Annotated in this window: 9 protein-coding genes and 1 pseudogene; 5 read left to right on the forward strand and 5 right to left on the reverse strand. The window is 62.4% G+C overall.

Annotated elements, in window-relative coordinates; genetic code table 11:
• Positions 1 to 20: 20 nt before the first annotated feature.
• A pseudogene (locus HPY32_RS30250) lies at positions 21 to 892 on the forward strand (transposase); the annotation flags it as partial.
• 245 nt (positions 893 to 1,137) lie between these two features.
• Here HPY32_RS30250 and HPY32_RS46280 read toward each other — a convergent pair.
• A complete protein-coding gene (locus tag HPY32_RS46280) occupies positions 1,138 to 2,427 on the reverse strand; it encodes a PucR family transcriptional regulator (protein WP_156673850.1) in 1,290 nt (429 codons plus the stop codon).
• Between the two features lie 2,337 nt (positions 2,428 to 4,764).
• On the opposite strand from HPY32_RS46280, the gene HPY32_RS44060 reads away from it, so the two are divergent.
• Together HPY32_RS44060 and HPY32_RS30260 are read left to right on the forward strand one after the other, a co-directional pair.
• Entirely contained in the window at positions 4,765 to 5,010 is a 246-nt protein-coding gene (locus HPY32_RS44060; protein WP_197696326.1) for a hypothetical protein, read from the forward strand.
• A 12-nt stretch (positions 5,011 to 5,022) separates the two neighbouring features.
• On the forward strand, positions 5,023 to 6,108 hold the full coding sequence (locus HPY32_RS30260; RefSeq protein ID WP_197696327.1) for an IS1380 family transposase: 1,086 nt from the start codon (positions 5,023 to 5,025) through the stop codon (positions 6,106 to 6,108).
• A gap of 776 nt (positions 6,109 to 6,884) precedes the next feature.
• Here the strand turns inward: HPY32_RS30260 and HPY32_RS30265 are convergent.
• Positions 6,885 to 8,903, reverse strand: coding sequence for a CocE/NonD family hydrolase (locus HPY32_RS30265; RefSeq protein ID WP_067584345.1), 2,019 nt, complete (start codon positions 8,901 to 8,903; stop codon positions 6,885 to 6,887).
• A 220-nt stretch (positions 8,904 to 9,123) separates the two neighbouring features.
• Between HPY32_RS30265 and HPY32_RS30270 the strand changes: the two genes are divergently transcribed.
• Complete coding sequence (locus HPY32_RS30270) at positions 9,124 to 9,831, forward strand: TetR/AcrR family transcriptional regulator (protein WP_231951302.1); 708 nt, start codon at positions 9,124 to 9,126, stop codon at positions 9,829 to 9,831.
• A gap of 512 nt (positions 9,832 to 10,343) precedes the next feature.
• Here HPY32_RS30270 and HPY32_RS30275 read toward each other — a convergent pair.
• Positions 10,344 to 11,249 (reverse strand): SAM-dependent methyltransferase, encoded by a 906-nt coding sequence (locus HPY32_RS30275; protein ID WP_082870552.1) that lies wholly within the window; start codon positions 11,247 to 11,249, stop codon positions 10,344 to 10,346.
• 649 nt (positions 11,250 to 11,898) lie between these two features.
• Between HPY32_RS30275 and HPY32_RS30280 the strand changes: the two genes are divergently transcribed.
• Positions 11,899 to 12,921, forward strand: coding sequence for an IS110 family RNA-guided transposase (locus tag HPY32_RS30280; RefSeq protein ID WP_067577925.1), 1,023 nt, complete (start codon positions 11,899 to 11,901; stop codon positions 12,919 to 12,921).
• Positions 12,922 to 13,372: 451 nt separating this feature from the next.
• On the opposite strand, the gene HPY32_RS30285 is transcribed toward HPY32_RS30280, so the two are convergent.
• Positions 13,373 to 13,909, reverse strand: a complete 537-nt coding sequence (locus HPY32_RS30285; RefSeq protein ID WP_067577927.1) for a hypothetical protein — start codon at positions 13,907 to 13,909, stop codon at positions 13,373 to 13,375.
• A gap of 148 nt (positions 13,910 to 14,057) precedes the next feature.
• The gene (locus HPY32_RS30290) at positions 14,058 to 15,080 is read right to left on the reverse strand and encodes an ornithine cyclodeaminase family protein (RefSeq protein WP_309247555.1); all 1,023 of its coding nucleotides are present in this window, start codon (positions 15,078 to 15,080) and stop codon (positions 14,058 to 14,060) included.
• Positions 15,081 to 15,106 lie beyond the last annotated feature (26 nt).

Here is a 15,106-nt window from a genome sequence, read left to right on the forward strand (position 1 = left end):
GGCCGTGGACGGGGATGGTTCGGGTGTGGCGGCGCAGTGACCATGCCCCCGATCACGGTATCGACGCGCGGCATCCGCTGGTGATCGGCCTCGATGCGACTGTGCTGGACGCGCATTCGGAGAAACAGAATGCCGCACCGACATGGAAACGGGGCTTCGGTTTTCACCCGCTGTGCGCGTTCATCGACCACGGCCCCGACAGCACGGGGGAACCGGCTGTGCTGGCGTTGCGTCCGGGCAACGCCGGATCCAACACCGCCGCCGACCACAAGATGGTCTTCGCCGCCGCGCTCGAACAACTGCCGTGGCAGCCCGGATACCGGGTCGGCCGGAAAGTGCTGGTGCGCACCGACTCCGGTGGAGGCACCCATGAATTCCTCGGCTACTGCCACCGTCGCCGGGTGCAGTACTCGATCGGATTCACCCTCACCGACGACATCGTGGCCGCCATGGACACTCATCTACGCGACCAGGACTGGACCCCGGCTTACGACGCCGACGGGCAGGTCCGTGTCGGCGCCTGGGTCGTCGAGGTCACCGGAATCTGTGACCTGTCCGGATGGCCGCCCGGAATGCGGTTGATCGTCCGGAGGACCGCATCCGCGCCGCCAAGGACACCGGCCTGCGGAACCTGCCCTTCCACGGTTACGACGCGAACCGCATCTGGCTCGCACTCGTCGCGCTGGCCCTGGACCTGCTGGCCTGGATGCCGATGCTCGCCCTGGCCGACCACGACGCCCGCCGATGGGAACCGAAAGCCTTGCGCCTGCGGCTGTTCTCGATCCCGGCCCGCCTCGCACGCCACGCCCGCCAAACTCACCTACGCCTATCGGCCCATAATCCCTGGACCGCACTGGCCCTCACCGCACTGACGCGGCTACAACCCGGCTGACCAGCACGAAACCACCTCTACAACCATCGAAAGGAGCACCACCGGGCCCGTGGAACCCGGCAGCCAACCCGCTGAACGGGTCTTACCTCCTACGGTTTTGCAGCCGGAACGGCCGCAAACCGGACACCCGACCGATCAGGCCAGGACATCACCCGCACGAAAAATCGAGGCTAGCGCATTCTCGGTGACCCGAGCGTCCGCTACCACCACATGCCGATACATTCGCCAGTAGCTTCGGAGCGTATTCACATCTGGATAGAAATTGCATGCACCTTCGACTTCTGCTCGTCTTGTAAGTATGGCAGCCGGGGAGTGTCATGTGATTCTTTGTGCTTTCGGATATCGGCACTATCCATCTGCTGTAGTAGACGGTAGGCTGACAACGCCATATACATATCTTTATGCGCGTCTGCATCCGAGAGTTGAGGTCCGAATAGTTCCTCTAGCTGGCGGAGTCGATATCGGACGGTTTGGGGATGCACATGCAGTCGTGTTGCCGCAATATTGGCGTTACGTCCGGATCGTAGCCATTCCAACATGGTTTCTGTGAGCTTGTCCCGGAATGGTTTAGGCAGGTGCAGTATATGCCCCAATCGCACGTTAACGAGCGTTCGCATCAAATTTATGTCCTGAGCAAAGACTACGACTGTCCAATTATCCGTACAGTGAATCAGCCCAGTGGTGGGTATCATGCCGCAAAGGACCGCGCTCAGCAGCACTCGCGCCCATTTCAGCGAATGTTCAGCATCGGCCAATGGGACCGGCGGGCCGACGACGGCTGTTCGACCATGCAGGCTCTGTCCTAGCTCGGCCATGCGTCCTGGGCTGCTGGGGTCGGGCACAAGAAGGCACGGATCGGGACGATCGAGATCACTTAATATGTCTGGCTCAAAGGAAATCGCTGGGCGCAATACTATGTCCTGAGCCGGAAAAACTACTGCTGAAACTGAGCTGGTTAACTGCCATCCTATAGAGTTGGATACATCGTCGACCTCTTGGGGGCTCATCACTACATCCCCTACCAATGCTCGCAAAAGTTTTGTGCGCTGTATCTGTAGTTCGTTTTTAGCTTCGGGGTGGTGTTCCGAATACCCTATCTCAGCCGCTGCTTCGATAGCATCAGCGTACAGAGCTATTGCTTCTGCGAATGCTGCTACGATCTCAGGAGAGAAGGCTGATAGTGCGCCACTCTGCCGGAAATGTCGCCATGCTATGTTTCTACCCAACTGTAGTGCAACCCGTATTTCCTCGAAGCTTCGCCCATCCCGCACCCAGCGCCAACCTAAAGTCCAACATGCATCGAACCACCGGCGCGATGGGCGATCTGAGGAACTTATCAGTTGCAGAAAGTTCTCCGACAGCAGCTCGATGGAATGTGTTAAAAGTGCTGTGTCCAAAGGAGGGCTCTTCTGCAAGCGTTGGCGCACGCTGCTGTTTATTTGATCGCAAATCCCATTCGCGTGATGGCGGAGTACTTCCACAGCCGAAGGAGGCAGGATAGGGAATTGCTGCTGTAGAACCTCGCTACTTTTCACCAGGACCTCCCCTTTGATTCGCGATCGGACGGCGAATTCACATTGGCCAGATAATAAGCTGTCGAGCTATCGCAATAGTTGGTAGTTCTGTCCAGCCGGTCGTCGATGGACGAAGTATGCCGCCGTGTAACTGAGCATCACATAACAAGCAGTAGATCTTGAACTAGCTGTGGATTTCTAGTGGCAATATGACAGAAGTCGAATGAATCTTCTAGTCGGTTGCACATATGATGAGACGATGAACGTCTCGCGGTATCACTAAGAACGGGCGAGTGAGAGGCGAAACTCGGAGTCTCAATGGACCTTCTATCTGCGGATTTGATTGATCTAACATTGTCCGTTCAAACCGGTCGGCAGGAGCCGTCACAAGAGTCTATTGGTCATCTGTCCAATGTCGACACTCAAAGGTAGCCGCAGGGAAGCTATTTAATTAGCCTACGTAAGTATATCTTGGCCGGCCCTGCTACGCGTATTCGGTGGAAAGATACTGGCGTTGGTTGGATCGGAGACGGAAAGTTGTTTCTCAAGTGACAAGACATTTGTGTACCTGTTGGGTCATACTTGATCGAGTGTGCGCTATGTAGATCCTTGCTCGTTCACCGATCCGCGTTGAAGAATGTTGTCAAGCCGAAGCAGCGGTTGTCATAGCCGCTGATGGCTGCGTGTCGGGGATGCGTATGCCGTTCGTAAGTGTTTGGACATGTTCTTCCCGACCCTTCGTACCTACATTTGCGAGGTGGAGCTGTGATGCGTAGAATGGCAGATGAATATTATGCGATGGATTCGGGTTGCTTCCATTCACATCGATTGGACGATTTGATGACGAATCCTTATCATGCGGTCGGCTGGGAGTCTCGACGCTACTTTTCATGGACTAATAAAGAATTATGCCTTGCCATAAACGCGCGAGGCGTCCTGATATCAGAGGCGTATCTTTCCCAACTTCGAAACGGGGCAAGGTCCAATCCCAACCGAGAGCTCGTCTCTACTCTGGCGACTCTGCTTTGCGTTCCGGTCGAATACTTCTACGGAGTAGACTCCCTGCCGCCTTCCCGTACCGCATCGCGTGCAGATCGCACACTTATCTCGGGTCTTGAGAATTCTGGCCTACAGCGTTTGCTCCGTGCTTCGATGGGGCTGTCGGCAGATTCTATTGAGCTATTGATAAGAACTACCGAAGCTTTTCGATCGGCAGAGAGTCTGATTAGTCACGACGAAAGGTCCTCGCTCGATGATTTTCAAAAGGGCGGCTATCGCCGTCGACGCAGAACTGCGTAGTTTCCTCCTGCCGTGATGGACGCGCACTTTCGGGTGCAAGGATCGAGCCGCGTAACTTCTGCTTTTGGCTCCTCCCGTATCCGAAAAGCGATGACGTCGAAGGTGACGGTCACCTTGTCCGGCACCGCGGACGACGAATGGACCGTCGACATGGTCAGCGGTAAGAAGCGGACTCTCAGTCTCGTGAGCCGCGGTCGCCCAGGTCGCCGCCCTCCTGCATCCGGAGGTCGTTGAGGCCGTCGACTCGGTGCTGGGGCCTCGCCAGCGTTCGCACCAATGTCGAACAGATGCAGGGCCGAGTTGGAGCAGGCCCGCCGCGTTTTCGACGAACTTGCGGGGATCCCGGTCCGCGTGGTCGTGTTGACTGGTGCGGTGCCCGACGTCTTCATCAGCCAATACAGTGTCGCCGAGATCCTCGACGACAGCGAGAAAGCGGGTTCTTGGAGCCGGCGCCGGTGGCGCGGTCCCGCTGCGAGCGCCGAGTCCGCTGCGCGGGTCGCCGAGAGTCCGCGACCTGCTCGACCGCGGGCTGGTCATGGGCATCGCCGGATTACTGCAAACGAATCGACCCAGATGTGCGGCCCGATCGCCATGCATCTGAACACGATGCACGAGGCCGCGGACGGACTCTGGTCGGTAATCTTCAGCGATGTCGCACCCGATAGGCAGTCACGCACACTTGGCTTCGGACAATGTTCCAGCTGGATGAGTCGCGGCGCTGGTGGCCGGGATGTATCGGTTGGCGTCATGTCGCTGGTCCGACGTTCGTCGACCAGAAGCGGGCTGGTGGGCCAATGGCTCCGCTTTATGTTTATTCACAGCTCGACGGAGGGAAGAACGGACCTACTTTCGTTGACGAGAATATGGGGATCGAGATGAGGCAGGGAGTTGACACGCTTGCGCATTATCAGCCTCGAGGAAACTCCGACTACAAGACTGAGCCCGGATCCACCGGTGAAATGGCAAGGGAGTCGGTGGAATAAGAGTGGAGATGCCCCGCGAGTTGCGATGATGTGACTGCGAAGAAAACATCAGTGCGTTCGAAGGTGCATCTCCGAAGTGAAGTCTGTCATGTCGAAGGGTGCGGTGTCTGCGCGGTTCGATGATCCGAACCTGATCGGGTTCGCCGGTTTGGTGCCGGTGGTGCGGCTGGCCGAGCGGTGCGGGCTACCGGAACTGGCCGCTGGCCTGCTGCGATGGCGCTCGTCGCCGAATTCGGCGGGGGCGTCGCTGGTAGCGAAGATGCTGACGCTGGTGTTCGGGATGGTTGCCGGCGCGGACACGATCGAGGCGATGGATCGGTGACGGCACGGCGCGATGGGTAGAGCATTCGCCGGGGTGCGAGCGCCGTCGACGCTGGGATCGTTCCTGCGGGCGTTCACCCACGGGCATGTGCAGCAGCTGGCGGCGGTATGTCGGAAAGTGTTGCCCGCGTTGGCTTCTCATTCACCGTTGCTGCCCGGCGCCGATGCCGTCGCGTATGTCGATATCGACGACACGATCCGGCGCACCTACGGATACTCGAAACAGGGTGCCGGGGTCGGGTATTCGAAGATCAATGGGTTGAACGCGCTGATCGGGTGTGTGTCCACTCCGTTGGCGCGGCCGGTGATCGTGGCCGCGAGGTTGCGGCGGGGGCCGGTCAACTCCGCGCGCGGCGCGGGCAGTTTCGTGGCCGAGGCCATCAAGACCGCTCGTTCGGCCGGCGCGAGGGGGCTGTTGGTGGTGCGGGCGGACTCGGCGTTCTACGCCGAGCAGATCGTGGCGGCCGCCCGGGGGCTGGGCGCGCATTTCTCGGTCACGGTGCGCATGAATGCCTCGATCCGCGCCGCGATCGGCTCGATCAGCGAAAATGATTGGACACCAATCAAATACACAGACGCGATCTGGGACGACGATGCCCGGTGCTGGATTTCCGATGCCGAGATCGCCCGCATCCGCTACACCGCGTTCACCGGCAAGCCGAAACGCTGTCAGGTCACCGCGTGGCTGATCGTGCGCCGGGTGCCGCGGCTGGGCACCGGTCACGCCCAGGGCCAGGGCGAACTGTTTGCCGCCTACCGGTTCCACGCGGTGTTCACCGACTCGCCGTTGCCGCTGGTCGACGCCGAGAAATGCCATCGGCAACACGCAGTGATCGAGCAGGTGATCGCGGATTTGAAGGGCTCGGCGCTGGCCCATTGTCCTTCGGGTGTGTTCGCGGCCAACGCTGCCTGGCTGCAGCTGGCGTGCCTGGCCTACAACCTCACCCGCGCCGCCGGCGCGATCGCCTCGCTGTTCCACGCCAAGGCCACCACCGCAACCATCCGCGCCGACCTAATCGATATCCCCGCCCGACTGGCTTGCTCAGGGCGCCCAGTCATCACACCACCGTGGACCGGCTCATCCGGCTCGGCGAGCTAACTATGCCGCATCCGAGAAGTTTGATGCTGTAACCGCCGCCCGGAGCGACGGATGATCTTCGGTAGATGAGTGGTGATGCTGGCGGTGTGGTTATGCCGGTGGCTCGCAAGCCGGATGGGTTCGTTAGGGCGGAGCCTGGGGAAAGGGGCTGCAGGCTGGCCCAGATCGTGCGACGTAGCAAGGCACCGATCCGGGTGCGTCGAGCGGTGATGGTGATGGCCTCGGCGCAGCCGGTCGATTCATCGCGAAGCTGATGCAGTGTCGGAATCGTATGTGCGGCAAGTGATCCACGATTCCAACGAGAAGGGGTTCGACGCTCTGGACCTGATATGGAGCGGGGGCAGGCCGATGAAGACCGATCAACCGATGCGTGATCGGATCTGTTAAGTTAGATCGCCTGGTGCTGCCCCCGCGACTTGGGCTGGCCGTTCGCTACATGGAGCCTGCTGAAATTGGCGGAAGTGTTAACGCGATCAGCCCGCGCGGTGGCTCACCCGTGTTGGCGTCGTTGTCAGTGCGGTAAGCACGGCCGGTGCGAGCAGGCGCAGGATGGTCCAGCGCCGTCGAGGGATCCGGATGCGGGCTCGGTGCTGGTCGACGCTGACCGGCGCTTTGGCGGCTTTGAAGTTCTTCCTCCACCGTCCAGCGACAGCCCTTGTGCTTTTGGTCATGACGCGGTGGCCTCGGGATTCGCGGGGCTGCGCTATGCGCGAGCCCCGCTCTGCCCGCTCATGGTGGAGACCGTGTGCGTTGGCGCGCGGTGTTCGGTGGGGTTGTTATTCGGGGATAGGTGCGCTGAGTGGGATGTTGACCCAGCTGGGGGCGTCGGGGTCCAGTCTCAGGTGTTCGGGTTTGAGCTGGCTGTCGGCGAGGATCGGTGTCGGTGGTAGTCCTTTCGGGAAGTTGCTGGCGTAGACGTCGACGCGGAGCCGATGCCCGGGTTGGAGGACGGCGTCGGTGGGAGTGAGTGCCACGTCGAGCGTGACCGGTTGTCCGGGGGTGACGGTTTGGCGGCGGTCGAGGGCGAGGTAGTAGGCCGGTTGGGTGTAGTCGCCATTGGCTGACTTCAGGCTGTTCGCATCGTCGATCGCGCGCAGGGAGGTGACGAGCTGGCCGCTGCTGATCTCGCGGGATCGGCCGTCGGGAGCGACGTCGTTGACAGTGGCGACCCAGTAGCCGTCGGTCGCGTCGAGCACCGTGTTGAGGTGCACGTTGATCGGCCCGGACAGGGTGGTCGGCGCGGTGACCCGGCCGCTGGTGAAGGCCAAGCCGTTGGTTTCCCAGATTCGTGAGTCCTCCGTGCAGGCGACGACGATCGATGTGGCGCCGGCCGAGATGCGGGCGGTATCACGCGAGCACAGGCTCATCACGCCGGGAGCGACGGTCAGATCACGCACACCGACCTGTTGCGCGGACCCCGCCAGGCCGCCGTCATTGAGCGCGTGCTGCGCTGTACCCGTCGAGCGATCGTTGAGGTACATGCGCCGGTACGTGGCTTCGGGCCGGGGGAACGACCTGTCGTTGGTCCAGCCGCCACCTTGTTGTTTGACGGTGAGGGGACTGTACCGGTCGATGCCGTTGTCGATTCCCTTGAGCCACTTGTCGAACCAGGCGCGTTGCAGCACGTCCAGCCGGGGCGGCATACCGGGATGCCCGAAGCCGGCGACACCTGCGCCAACGTGGTAGCCATCGCCCATGATGAGCTTCTTCTTCTCCAGTGGCAGTTGGGTGAGCTCGTCGAAAGTGCGGGTCGGGGTGGTGCCGAAGATGTCGAACCAGGCGCCGACAACGAAGGTCGGTGCGGTGATGTTGGCCAGGTCGGTGCGCAGCCCGCGCCGGAACGCCGAATTCGGATCGATGACCTCCCGGGTTTTCTCGTTGAACTGGTCGATCGACGTGGACCCGTAGGCGTTGGCTATCACATCGAGGAAGGTGGCCGGGTCGGCGAGCCGGTCTTTGAGCCATTGCAGTTGCTGGGCGGGATCGAAACGGCCCGCGATGACCGACTCGGCGTCCGGCACCATTTTCGACAGGTTGACCACGAGCAACCAGAAAGGCATGAACCCGACGCCGACTCCGCCGCCCGGGGCGACGATATCGGTCAGGATGTCAGCACTGGGCACATAGCTGAACACAGCCTTGAGCGCGGGCACGTTCTTGTCGGCGGCTTGCAGTGCGGTGATACCGGTGAACGAGTTGCCCATGGTGCCCACGTTGCCGTTGCTCCACGGCTGGGAGGTGATCCAGTCGATCACGTTCACGGTGTCGCGGCGTTCGCGGTCACCGAAGATCTGCCACTGGCCCTGCGAGGTACCGGTGCCCCTCAGATCGACCTGCACCAGCGTGTAGCCGGCCTTCGCCAGATCCCAGTCCTGCGCCGAGGCCTGGATTGCTCCGGAATCCAATTGCTGTGTCAGATCGGTGAGGCCGTCCAAACCACTGCCCGGGAGGTTGAACCGGGCCAGCCAGGGCAGCAGTACGCTCTCGACGCCGGGGATCTTCAGGATCGCCTGGGCGAGGTTCATAGTGATCTTGCCGTAGCCTTGCATCTGGAGAATGACCGGTCTTGGTGTGTCGGGACGACGACCGCCGGTTGCCGGGTGAATGATGTCGGCCTTGAGTACTGTCCCGTCGTCCATGGTGATCGGGACCGCCAGATCCGCACTGACATCGGGAAACGGCTGCGGGCCGTCGACCGCCGACGTCCACCGGGCCGCGAAATCACCGCCGTCGATTCCGGTGAATCCTGTTCCCGGATCCGCCGAGGCGAGCGGCGCCAGCGCCGGCGAACACATCACCGCCCCCACGATCGCCAGAGCCAGCCACTTTCTTCGCGCCCACATTCCCTCGCTGCCTTTCTCGCTCGTCACTCCCGCGCGGCAGGGGCCGTGACGGCGCCATGTCGGATACCGGTCGGTCTATCTACCGGCGAGTAGGGACTGTAACTCGCACCACATCGCGATGGCAAGATAGTGATGAGTCACTATCTTTCTTGCCTCGGCTTACCCTGGTCCTGTGGGAGACGCTGGATCCGAACGTACCGATACGCCCGCCGCCTGCCCTCCGGGCGGTCCGGTGCGGCGGACCCAACGCGAGCGACGCGAAGCGACGATCGCCCGGCTGCTCGATGCGAGCATCGCGACGATCGACGAAATCGGTTACGCCCGAACGTCGGTCAACGAGATCGCTGCGCGCGCTGGCCTGTCCTACGGGGCGCTGTTCCGGCATTTCGACTCGATGAGCGACTTCATGGCTGCCACCGCCCGTGAGACGGTCCGCCGCCATACCCGGCTCGTGGTCGCCCGCGTCCGCGAGGTGGCCGGGCACGACGGCCGCGGCACCCTCGAGACCACGCTGCAGGTGCTGCGGGAGCTGGCCGGCCATCCGACCCACACCGTCGTCCTGGAACTGACCAACGCCGCCCGCACCGACACCGCGCTACGCGAGCACATGCGGCGGACGATGACCGATGTCGCGCCCGAAATGATCGAGGCCGCACAACAACTCGTCGGCCATAACCTCGATCTCGCCCCCGGCGACTTCGCCACGCTCGTATTCATGATCGTCGACCTGTTCGACGCCGAAGCGTTCCAGCACCCCCTGCGAGAACAACACCCCGAGATCAACCAGCGACGTATACCCTTGCTGCTCAAAATGCTTGCGGCCCTGTCGCCCCAACCACAAGCAGGCTCGAACTCACTGATGGGGCCGTCCAGCACGTGATCGGACCAACACCCAGGGCGCTTACTGTATTTGTCGGCGAATACCGCCGAGAACACTCACAAACGACGCACAATCTTCGTGTGCAGCGGATCGCCGGATGTCCGCTGGCGATGCTGTTTCGAACGCCAGTTTGATCGTGACCGAGCAGACCGCTCCGGCTGGTACGGACCAGCATCATTGGGTTGTTCCCGGCTGTCAGGCCGGTGCCCTACATGGTCGCGGGTCGGACAGCTTGCAGTCCAGGGAGCCTGAAGATCTGCAAGGCCAGCCGGGACCGCCACACGCCGTCACGGTACGCGTAGGTCAAATGTCCGGCTATCCATGCGGCGATGCCTCCGAACAGCCGCGTCAGTAAGATCAGTGGACCGTGCCCGAGGTGCAACCACAGCCCGCCCACCCGGCGGTTGAACCCGCGAGCAGGAGCATCGCTGTCATCTGTTCAGCCTACGCACGGGCCCGCCGTGTCGGTGCGGTGCGATGGGACGATGCCGGGGTTCTCGTTGCGGACTACGTCATGGCGCGGGTGTTGTGAGTGGCTTGACGATCTCCACGAAGGGCGAGCTGAGGAACAGATCCCCGAAAGGTTCCGGCAGCGGTGGCAGTTCGCGGCCGTAGCGCTGCGCGAGGGCGAGGACGCTCACCGGGGTGGCTGTCCAGCCGCGAGTGCCGAACCAGTCCTCCGGATCGGCACGCTCATCGGTGTAGAACAGATCGCTCAGGCCGATCTCGGCTACCGGCGAGTTGCGCACGTGCTCGTCCGTGAACTTCGTGAGCTTCTCCAGATCCTGACCGCTCAGCGCGTCGAGGGCCACGCGGCTCCCGGGCGCTGAAAGCCGCTCGATCCGTTCGAACAACACGTTCTGTGCCGCGCCGGGCAGATACGGCAACAGGCCCTCCGCGGTCCAGGACGTGGGCACTGACGGATCGAATCCGGCGTTCAGCAGCGCGGCAGGCCAGTCGTCGCGCAGGTCCATCGCGATCGCACGCCGATCCGCGGCCGGCTCGGCATTGTTGTCGTCGAGGACCTGGCGCTTGAATTCGAGCACCTTGGGCTGATCGAGTCCGAACACGACAGTGCCCGCGGGCCAGGCCAGTCGATAGGCCCGCACATCCAGACCCGCGGCCAGGATAACCGCCTGGCGCATACCGGCCTCGGCGGCGGCGAGGAAATGATCGTCGCAGAACTTCGTGCGCAGGCCCATAATGCCCGAGGACAGGAACCACTCGTCCGAGGATCCGGGATCCTTGAGCAGGCGCCCCATCCCTTCATGACCGGACGCGGCGACGAACAGCGCGGCGTAGTCGTCGCGCACCAGCGCATCGGGCCGGGAGGTCTCCATAGCCCGGGCTGCGGCGGCACCGAGCGCGGTGGCACCCACGCTGCTGATGATGTCCCAGGTATCTCTCTCAGTACGCACGGCATTCCTCCGATAAGTAGAAAACCAGCTGTGATGCAACAGATAGTGAGCCGACCGTCCGTGACAACGGACACAGACATGACCTTACACCCGTTTACTAAATTTCGTCCAACTGGAATCAACCCAACCGGAATCACCCGGTGACACGCCGGGTCGACAGTGACGGCACCCTCGTGGCAATATTTCGGATACGGCTTGGATACTGCGCCATTCTTTCATGCCTACGTCTGGACAATTCATTTCTGTTGGTGACCACCCTTTGCGGAAGTCGGATCCATACCGAGAACCCCCTTGGACAAAGAACGCTCGGAGGCAGGCTATCGCCATCCAGGCTGCGATCAAAGGCGGATCGGCACAACACTTCGGGCTGGCCGGATTCTGCAAGCCCGCTCGCTGTGGACATCGCAGCTGACGACGCTCCGGCCTGTGCCACGACCCCCGAGCCGTCACCGCCAACTTTCAGCGACGGGTACCCCGACATAGACTTACCCACCGAAAAGGTGCTCCTGCAACTGCGCGATCCGAACCTTGACAACTCGAATTATCGCAGTTCATTCCTGATGCCATGTAAGGGGCGGGGTCTCCCGCTCCTGTGGCGTCTCGGCTGATGCTGGGGTGTCAGATTCCGCACAGTTTGTGGAGGCCCCTGGTGAACGAGGATGGCGGAAAGCAGTTCGTGGGTATTGATTTGCATCGTCGCCGGTCGGTGATCGTCCGACTGGACGAAGCCGGCAACCGGATCGGGGTGGTCAAGATCGCCAACGATCCGGCGGTGCTGACGGAACAGATCCGGCAGGCCGGTCCGGCGCCGGAGGTGGTGGTGGAAGCCTGTTACGGCTGGTATTGGGCGGTGGACACGCTCCGAGAGTGCGGTGCCACGGTGCATCTGGCGCATCCGTTGGGAGTCAAGGGATTTCAGCATCGGCGGGTGAAGAACGATGTGCGCGATGCCGCGGACCTGGCGGATCTGTTGCGGATGGGCCGGTTGCCCGAGGCGTGGATCGCGCCACCGCCGACCCGAGAGCTTCGGGAGTTGGTGCGTTACCGGGCCAAACTGGTGAACCTGCGGTCCGGGCTCAAGGCTCAGGTGCACGGCGTGCTGGCCAAGGCTGGAGTGCTCATCCCGGCCTCCGATCTGTTCGGGGTCCAGGGACGGGCCGGACTGGCCAAGGTCCGCCTGGACGAGGTCTACGCGCAGCGGGTGAGATCGCTGCTGGACTTGATCGATGTCCTCGACACCGAAGTCGACACGTTCACCACCCGGATCGCGGCCCGGCTCGACGGCCACCGTGGTTACCGAACGATCCAGCAGCTGCCCGGGATCGGCCCGGTGCTGGCGGCGGTGCTGGTGGCCGAGATCGGTGAGGTGGACAGGTTCCGGGGGCCCGCGCAGCTGTGTTCCTGGGCGGGGTTGACCCCACGCCACCGCGAATCCGACACCACCGTGCACCGCGGAAAGATCACCAAGCAGGGGTCCCGGTTGTTGCGGTGGGCGCTGGTGGAAGCCATTCAGGTCGGCGGCACCACCAAGATCCGCGCCGACCGCGACCGGATCGCCGACCGGCGCGGGCGCAACATCGCCAAGATCGCGGCGGCCCGCAAGCTGCTCATCCTCGTCTACTACGGCCTGCGCGACGGTGAGATCCGGGCGCTGGCCAGGAACGCGGGGTGAGCATCCCGGCCGCGGCATGCACGTGGTCGTCCCTCCTTCCGGCCCCCGTGACGGCGTGGTCGAATTTCTGATTGACCCTGTATGCCGCGTGTCGCAGAGCTCCACGCCCCACCCTGTCGCAGGCGAAGGAATGCACGACAGCCGGGACCACCCGGCCTGACGCGTCAACTCATCGACGACCTGGAGAACGACGACACAACAAACCGAATCACCGACCCCTCTCGCAACTTCCCTGCACCACCCGGGAAGGCGGTTACACGCGTCCCCACCACAAAACACACTGCGGGCAGCCAGCGGAAATAGTCACACGACCGCTTGACCGGCCCCGCCCTTTACAGGAATGTAAGGGGGCGGGGCCGGTCAAGTGGCCTCCCCGGAGGTGGTTTCCGCTGGCTGTCTGTGTTGTAGCCAGCCGCCACTTCCTGGGGTCACCGGCCGGTGCTCGATCAGATCAGTAGTCGCAGAGCTTGATCCAGTTGAAGTCGGTCTTGGGGTTGTTCAGGTCGTCGGAGTCGTGCCGCTTGTCCAGCAGGTACAGCCCGGCCCCTGACACGTACGGGACGGCCAGGTCGAAGTCCTTGGCGCGGTAGATCACCCACTTGGTGTGGCGGGCGCCGATGATCCGGGCGTGCTCCTCATCGCTCAGGAAACCGCCGAAGCTGAAGTCGTGGTCCTCGGATTCGACCGTGCCGTTCGAGGTGTAGGCGTACTGATAGGTGTGGGCGTAGAAGAACCCACGGCGATCCACTGTGCCCGAACAGGTTCCGGTCGCCGTATCGGTGGCTGCGCCGGAGTCGTCGTCGGCGGGCGAGGTGGGCGACGCGGTCCCGCCGGACGAGCCCGTACCGATATCGGCCTGGGCCGGAGCCACGGGCAGCATCGCGACGGCGACCAGCGCCGCGCCGACGACCAGACGAGAGACGAGTTTCACGGTGAGCAGGCCTTTCTCGAAAAATCCACGGCGCACGGTGTGCGCCGCTTGATTCATCGGTACCGGCCGTAACTTTGTGACCGATACGTCGTGGTGACGACCGCGTGGAGCCGGCGCAGGATCGCTGCGGCGATTACGGCCTGGGCTCGAGTAGAGGTGAGCGGGTTGATGTCTCGGGTGGTCGGGTGCTGGGCATCGGTCGAGCTCATACCTTCGACCGGGCGACAACCAATCCCGAGATGACATCCTCCACCGCCAGCCCGACGGACTTGAACACTGTCACTTCCCCGGCGGTCCGGCGTCCTTCGATGCGGCCCAGCAGAACGTTCCCTACCTCCCCGATGATCGACGAGCTGTCGATCAAACCTTCGTCGATCGGCACGCGGATATCTTCGGACTCGGCCAATACCGATTCGAGCGAGTCGACATAGACCCTCGACTCGGCTACTACGGCCGAAGTCGCCTCTCGATACTCCGGGAGAGAGCCCCCTATCAAATTCAGATGAGCGCCGTCGGTGAGGTCACCTCGATCGATCAAGGGCTCACGAGATGACGTGGCCGCGCAAATTATTTCGGCACCCCGCAGTGCCTCCGATGGGGTCTCCGAGGGAATCACGTCGATCGACAGACCGAAACGAGCCCAGTCCATGAAGTTGCGCAAGTTGGATTCGGATGGACTCCAGGCACGCACAGACCTCAAACGCCGAACATAGGACAGCGCCTCCAAGTGACTTCGCGCCTGGACGCCGCTACCCAATATCGCCAAACTGGTGGCGTCCCCACGGCTCAGCAGGCTCGTCGCTACGGCAGTCACCGCGGCGGTACGAATCGCGGTGACAGCCCCGGCGTCGATGATGCCGATCGGAAAACCACGATCATCGAACACTATGATCACGCCGATATGCAGCGGAAGGCTCGACCTCGAGTTTTCCGGCTTCAGTATCGTCGCCTTCAAGCCGAATCCGGACAGCTCGTCCCCTCCGGCGATATAGCACGGCATGGTGCCGAGAAGATCGGAACGGCCACGAGGGCGGGTTATGGTTCGAAGAGGCTGTTCCACTCGACCGCCCGAGAATCTTCGCATGGCTTCGGCCATCAGCGGGATAGCCTTCCACATGGGAAGGGCTCTCCGCACGGCCGCCGCGTCGAAAAAGGGGGGAGCCGCAACTCCGTTACGTGTGGTCAGCACGCAATGCCTTTCATGGTCGATACCGCCGCGAACCCGCACCCATGTTTCATGATCAGCCGATGACC

The sequence above is a fragment of the Nocardia terpenica genome, assembly GCF_013186535.1.
Lineage (GTDB): Bacteria > Actinomycetota > Actinomycetes > Mycobacteriales > Mycobacteriaceae > Nocardia > Nocardia terpenica.

Coding starts and splice junctions, on each gene's coding strand:
- HPY32_RS30260 (WP_197696327.1), top strand. CDS start 5,023: ATGGGTAGAGCATTCGCCGGGGTGCGAGCGCCGTCGACGCTGGGATCG.
- HPY32_RS30265 (WP_067584345.1), bottom strand. CDS start 8,903: ATGTGTTCGCCGGCGCTGGCGCCGCTCGCCTCGGCGGATCCGGGAACA.
- HPY32_RS30285 (WP_067577927.1), bottom strand. CDS start 13,909: ATGAATCAAGCGGCGCACACCGTGCGCCGTGGATTTTTCGAGAAAGGC.